7 protein-coding genes are annotated in these 6000 nt (G+C 64.7%); 4 read left to right on the top strand and 3 right to left on the bottom strand.

Annotated elements, in window-relative coordinates; all coding sequences use genetic code 11:
• Positions 1-117 precede the first annotated feature (117 nt).
• A complete protein-coding gene (locus tag ACVOMF_RS13315) occupies positions 118-447 on the bottom strand; it encodes an ArsR/SmtB family transcription factor (protein WP_481509732.1) in 330 nt (109 codons plus the stop codon).
• Between the two features lie 81 nt (positions 448-528).
• Between ACVOMF_RS13315 and ACVOMF_RS13310 the strand changes: the two genes are divergently transcribed.
• The 3 genes from ACVOMF_RS13310 to ACVOMF_RS13300 are packed head-to-tail and all read left to right on the top strand — an operon-like array spanning position 529 to position 2263.
• A complete protein-coding gene (locus ACVOMF_RS13310) occupies positions 529-1419 on the top strand; it encodes an MBL fold metallo-hydrolase (protein WP_481509731.1) in 891 nt (296 codons plus the stop codon).
• The gene (locus ACVOMF_RS13305; RefSeq protein WP_481509730.1) at positions 1416-1829 is read left to right on the top strand and encodes a YeeE/YedE family protein; all 414 of its coding nucleotides are present in this window, start codon (positions 1416-1418) and stop codon (positions 1827-1829) included. The genes ACVOMF_RS13310 and ACVOMF_RS13305 overlap by 4 nt, the downstream gene beginning before the upstream one ends.
• Positions 1826-2263 carry a DUF6691 family protein gene (locus ACVOMF_RS13300; RefSeq protein ID WP_481509729.1) on the top strand — a complete coding sequence of 146 codons (438 nt, stop codon included), beginning with the start codon at positions 1826-1828 and terminating at the stop codon, positions 2261-2263. Before ACVOMF_RS13305 ends, ACVOMF_RS13300 begins: the two co-directional genes overlap by 4 nt.
• A 131-nt stretch (positions 2264-2394) precedes the next feature.
• Here the strand turns inward: ACVOMF_RS13300 and ACVOMF_RS13295 are convergent, their stop codons facing one another.
• Together ACVOMF_RS13295 and ACVOMF_RS13290 are read right to left on the bottom strand one after the other, a co-directional pair.
• On the bottom strand, positions 2395-3057 hold the full coding sequence (locus ACVOMF_RS13295; protein ID WP_303749985.1) for a response regulator transcription factor: 663 nt from the start codon (positions 3055-3057) through the stop codon (positions 2395-2397).
• A gap of 111 nt (positions 3058-3168) precedes the next feature.
• On the bottom strand, positions 3169-3966 hold the full coding sequence (locus ACVOMF_RS13290; protein WP_481509728.1) for a 3-hydroxybutyrate dehydrogenase: 798 nt from the start codon (positions 3964-3966) through the stop codon (positions 3169-3171).
• A gap of 116 nt (positions 3967-4082) precedes the next feature.
• Here ACVOMF_RS13290 and ACVOMF_RS13285 point away from each other — a divergent pair, with 116 nt between their 5' ends.
• Positions 4083-5915, top strand: a complete 1833-nt coding sequence (locus tag ACVOMF_RS13285; RefSeq protein ID WP_481509727.1) for a 3-hydroxybutyrate oligomer hydrolase family protein — start codon at positions 4083-4085, stop codon at positions 5913-5915.
• Positions 5916-6000 lie beyond the last annotated feature (85 nt).

Raw genomic sequence — 6000 nt, 5'->3', positions numbered from 1 at the left:
CCTGTTTTTTGGGGGGTTGGGGGCCGCCGGGGAACGCCCCCGCCCCCGGGGGTTTTCCCAATAGCGCCCGGGGGGCGTTGCGCTTACCCGGGCTACGGAATCCGGCGAATTGGGTGGTCAGGAACTCCGGATCTCGGTATTCCCGCAATACGCCGCATGCAATGCCTGCATCACGCCCAGCGCCGGGCTGTCAGCCAGCGTGTAGTAGATGGTCTGTGCTTCGCGGCGGGTACTGACCAGCGCCGCTTCACGCATCACCGCCAGGTGCTGTGACAGTGCAGACATCGACAGGCCAACCTGCGCCTGCAATTCGCCCACCGAGGCTTCACCTTCCACCAGACGGCACAGCACGCGCAGGCGGGCCGGATGGGCCAGCGACTTCAGCAGCTGCGCGGCCTGCTCGGCGTGCCGCTGCATCTGCTCCATATCCATGTCTGAAGCGCGCATCATGAGCGTTGAGGTTCGGGCTTGTGCTTTGGAAGGTACTAGCCTAATTTAGAAAAAGCTAAATTAAAAGCGAGGCACCCCATGAGCCAGCCGCAGCCTTCATCAACCCTGGTCGAACCGTTCTACGACAAGGACACCGGCACCTTCAGTTACGTGGCCTATGACCAGGTCGGCGGCATGGCCGTCATCATCGATCCGGTGCTGGATTACGAGCCCGCCGGTGCACGTATCAGCACCGCTTCGGCCGATGCGCTGCTGGAGTTCGTGCGCGGCAAGCTGCTTACGGTGGCGTGGATACTGGAAACCCATGCACACGCCGATCATCTCAGTGCCGCCGGCTATCTTGCTGATCAGCTGCAGGCGCCGGTGGCCATCGGTCGCGGCATCGTGCAGGTGCAGCAGCACTTCAAGACGGTGTTTGGCCTGGGCGATGAGTTCATTGCCGATGGCAGCCAGTTCGACCGGCTGTTTGACGATGGCGATACCTTCAATGTCGGCGCCTTGAGTGCGCGGGTGATTGCGACACCGGGACATACCGATGACAGCCTGACTTACGTGATCGGTGATGCCGCGTTCGTCGGCGATACGGTTTTTGCCAGCGATACCGGCACTGCGCGCTGTGATTTCCCCGGTGGCGATGCGCATCGCCTGTACGCATCGATCCAGCGCATCCTGTCGTTGCCTGCCGATACCCGCATCTGCCTGTGCCACGACTACCCGGGCAACCGGCGTGAGGCACAGGCGCAGACCACGATCGATGAGCAACGGCAGAACAACGTGCATCTGAAGGGCGGCACTGACGAGGCGGCATTCGTACAGATGCGCGAGCAACGGGATGCGACCTTGCCGGTGCCGAAACTGATCCTGCCCGCGTTGCAGGTGAATATCCGCGGTGGTCGCCTGCCGGAGGCGGATGCCAATGGTGTGCGCTATCTACGCTTGCCTTTGGATCAGATCGGAAAGCCGCAATGAACAGCTGGATGATGGCGCTGGCCGGTGGCGTGCTGATTGGTATCGCTGCCACCTTGCTGCTGTGGCTGACCGGGCGTATCGCCGGTATCAGCGGCATTCTTGGTGGTGTGCTGATGCCGCGTAGCGGCGAGGTGGCTTGGCGTGTGGCTTTCCTGGTTGGCCTGATCGGCGCCGGCGCCGCGTATCTGTGGCTGGTGCCGGGTGCGTATTCGCCGCGACAGGGATTTTCGCCGTTGTTGCTGGTGATGGCCGGCGTGTTGGTGGGTTTCGGGACGCGCATGGGCAACGGCTGTACCAGCGGTCACGGTGTCTGCGGTCTGGGGCGCTTCTCGATGCGTTCGTTTGCCGCGGTGTTGACCTTCATGGCGACGGCGATAGTGACCACTTACATCATCAGGCACTTGGTATGAGTACGTCACGCATCACCTTTGCTGCGTTGGTTTCCGGTGCGCTGTTCGGGCTGGGGCTGGCAATGTCGGGCATGACCGATCCACAGCGCATCCGGGGCGTTCTCGATGTGTTTGGTGACTTCAATCCGGCGTTGCTGTTTGTGCTGGGCGGCGCGGTAACTACGACGATGCTGTTGTTCCGCTTTGTGTTGAGGCGTCCGGCGCCGGTGTTTGCCGAACGCTTCCAGATATCGGATCTGCGCAGCATTGATCGGCCGCTGCTGATCGGTGCGGCTTTGTTCGGTATCGGTTGGGGCTTGGCAGGTTATTGCCCGGGGCCGGCCTTGGTTGGCCTGGGTGTGTTGTCACCGGAGGCGTTGTGGTTCGTGCCGGCGATGGTGGCAGGCATGTTGCTGCACAAGCTGACCAACAGAAGCAATGTGGGAGCGGCGTAAGCCGCGAAGCTGACATCGGTTCCGACGTCGGAATAGTTGCAATCAGGAATGCGTGGGGTTGATCCGGCCGCGGGCGGTTAGTTCGATAGCTTCGCGGTTGACACCGCTCCCACAAGAATCAAAAGCGTTGATCACAGCGCCTGCCGCGCCGGGTCGCTCAATTCCAGTTCGCGCAGCACCACGCTGGCCTGGGTGCGGTTGCGCACGCCAAGCCGCTCAAAGATGGCGGACAGATGTGCCTTGACCGTGCGTTCCTGCACATCAAGGCGATCGGCGATCTGCTTGTTGAGCAGGCCTTCGGCGACCAGCGCCAATACGCGGAACTGCTGCGGTGACAGGCTTGCCAGCCGCGCTGCCAGTTCGCTGTCGTGGCTGGAAGACTGTGCACGCGACACCGAGGCGCGCAGCGAAGCCGGCAACCACTGTTCGCAGGCCATCACGCTGCGGATCGCCTCGCGCAGCTCGTTCAAACCGGAGCTTTTGGGCAGATAGCCTGCAGCGCCATGATCAAGCGCACGCCGTACGACGCGCGGGTCGTCATTGGCCGAGACCACGATCACCGCCACGCCAGGATGCTGGGCACGGATCGCGGCCAGCCCGGCCAGACCATGATTGCCCGGCATATGCAGGTCGAGCAGGATCAGGTCGGTATCCGGCGCGGCATCCAGTGCGGCCAAGACGCCTTCCAGTGATTCGGCCTCGCGCACCGATAGATCGCTGACCGCCTCGCTGGCAGCCTGCCGCAGGGCGGCACGGAACAGGGGGTGGTCATCGGCAATCAACAGGCTGGGCATGGCGGTGCTAACTGGCAGGAAGGAAGCGGGTGCCGGCTGCTCGGCAGCGTGCACCCGGGGCAGTATGCCGTGGATTTCAGCCATTGCCCGCTTCCTCCTGCATTTCCAGACTTACTGTGCGGTCCAGCCGCCATCCATCGGCATCGCCGCGCCGGTCAGGTTGTGCGCCTCACGGCGGCACAGCCACACCACCATCGCGCCGATGTCTTCCGGCAGCGACATGCGCAGGCTGGGCTGCTTTTCTTCCAGCAGGGCGCGCACACCGTCATCACGGCTGCCGCCATTGCGGTGGCCCTGGATCTGCGGCTCGATCAGCGGGGTTTCCACCCAGCCCGGGCACACACAGTTGACGGTGACGCCGCCGCTGTCGCGGCTGCCGGCAGCGGCATATTCCAGCGCGGCCACCTTGCTCAGGCCGACGATGCCGAACTTACTGGCCACATAGGGGGCTTTGTTCTTGGAAGCAACCAGGCCGTGCACCGAGGCGATATTGACCACCCGGCCGTAGCCGCGCTCGGCCATGCCCGGGAGTGCGTGCTGCATGGTGTGGAAGGCGGCGCTGAGGTTGATGGCGATGATGTCATCCCACTTCTGCGGCGGCTGTTCTGCCAACGGCGCGGCGTGCTGGATGCCGGCGCAGTTCACCAGGATGTCGATGTTGCCCCAGGCCTGCACGGCTTCAAGCATGTGCGCGATCTGGTCGGGTTTGCGCAGGTCGGCATCGAAGTGCTGCGACTCGCTGCCTGCATCGGTGACGCTCTTGAGTGCCGCCTCGATCTGCTCGGCGCTGCCGAGGCCATTGATGGCCACGCGCGCACCGGCGTTGGCCAAGGCCTGGGCGATGGCCAGGCCGATGCCGGAGGTACTGCCGGTCACCAGTGCGGTGCGGCCTTGCAGGAAGCGGTCCATGGGGAACTCCGATCTGTTGCTTTGGGGGATGGTGGAAACCTAGCAGCCGTGGCGCTAAAAGCGTGTGGTACTTAAGTACGATGAGAGGGGTACTGCGGCTCTGCTAGGGTGCGTCCATGAGCCAATCCCTACTGCGCGCCGCCTGCGGCCTATTCGTCGGACTGAGCCTGGCCTCCTGTGCCAGCGGCCCAGCAACCAAGTCCGTGGAGCCTTCCATGTTCAGTAACGAACTCCGCAGCGAACACCGCGGCAGTGACGACCTGCTTACCGCCGGGCTCGGCCTGGCCGGCCTGCGCAGCGTGGCGCCGCCGGCATTCGCCGACGCCAGTGCGCCGACCGTCGATGAGCTGCGTCGGCGGGCGATGTGGGGCAGCTGGCGCGGTATTGCCGACCTCGCTCCCGGCGGCGGCTACGGCGAATTGTTCGGCAGCCTGCAGAGCGTGCCCGGCCGGGAGTATTCGGCGTTCGCGCGCCTGCCCGGTGCCAAGCAGCCGCACCGCGTGCTGGCGCAGATTCCAGACAACTTCGATACCGGCAAGCGCTGCGTGCTGGTAGCACCGGCGTCGGGCTCGCGTGGGATCTATGGCGCCGTCTCGGTCGCCGCTGCCTGGGGCCTGCCCAAGGGCTGTGCCGTGGTCTATACCGACAAGGGCGCCGGTAGCGATTACTACGACCTCAACGCGCAGATCGGCGTGCGTGCCAACGGCACGGTCGGTGCACTGGGCGATGTAAGCGATCTGGCCTTCGTGCCGGATGCGCCGATCAATGCCTCGGGCGTGGCCTTCAAGCATGCGCACTCCAAGGACAATCCGGAGGCTGATTGGGGCCGTCACGTAAAGCAGGCCGCCGAGTTCGCGCTGCTGGCATTGGAGCAGGCCTATCCGCAGGCTGCACCTTTCACGTTTGAGAACACCCGCATCATCGCCGTCGGCATCTCCAACGGTGGCGGCGCGGTTCTGCGTGCGGCCGAGCTGGAGGGCGATTGGCTGGACGCTGTGGTGGCCGGCGAGCCCAGCATCTATTCCAGCGGCCCGGGCGCACGTGCGCTGTACGACTACAGCACCGAAGCGGCACTGCTGATGCCGTGCGCGCAGCTGCATATGAGCAACCTGCCGCAGCCGCCAATGACGGCTGCGCTGCAGGCCGGTGCCGCAGTGCGCTGCGCGACGCTGGCGGCGGAAGGTGTTATCAGCGGCGCGACTCCGGCTGCGCAGGCCAAATCGGCTTACGACCTGATGCTGAGCAAGGGCTGGACCGACGCATCGCTGCGCGCGGGTGCGTTGTCCACCGGCTACGATCTGTGGCGTGCGATCGCCGCGACCTATGCCTCGGCTTACGGCCGTTATGGCGTGGGCGAGCACCCCTGCGGTTTCAACTTTGCGGCACAGAACCCGGATTTCTCGCCGCGCGCCGCGACCGCCGTCGAACGTGCGGCGTGGATCTCCGATGGCAGCGGCATTCCGCCGGGCGCAGGTGTTGGCCTGCTCGACAGCAAGGTCGCCTTGCCGGACCTGACCTATGCCGGCCTGAAGTGCCTGCGTGGACTGTGGGACGGGCAGGGCGAAGACGCCAAGCGTGTGCAGGCCGGTATCCAGGCCACGCATGCTGGTTTGCCGCGCAAGGGCCTGCCGGTGATGGTGGTGCATGGCGCTGACGATGGTCTGATTCCGCCGGCTTTCAGCAGCGCGCCGTATGCCGCCGCGGCTAAGACTGCAGGGCGTGAGGTGAGCTATTGGAAGGTGCAGAACGTGCAGCACTTCGATGGTTTCCTCGGCCTGCCGGATTACGGCTCGCGTTACCTGCCGTTGTTGCCGTACGTGTACGAAGCGCTGGATCGGGTGCAGGCGCGTCTGGACAAGGGCACGGCATTGCCGGCCGATGCCGTGATCGCGACCACCCCACGTGCGGGCAAGCCGCTGACGGCAGAGAACCTGGCGATGCCGAAGTAAGCAAGGCTTCTGCCCCCTCCCTTTTGCGCAGCAAAGGGGAGGGTTGGGGAGGGGTTGCTTTGAGCCCCTCCATTTGCCGAAGGCA

The organism is Stenotrophomonas sp. STEN022 (genome assembly GCF_056760155.1).
This window is presented reverse-complemented; position numbering and strand designations above follow the sequence as displayed.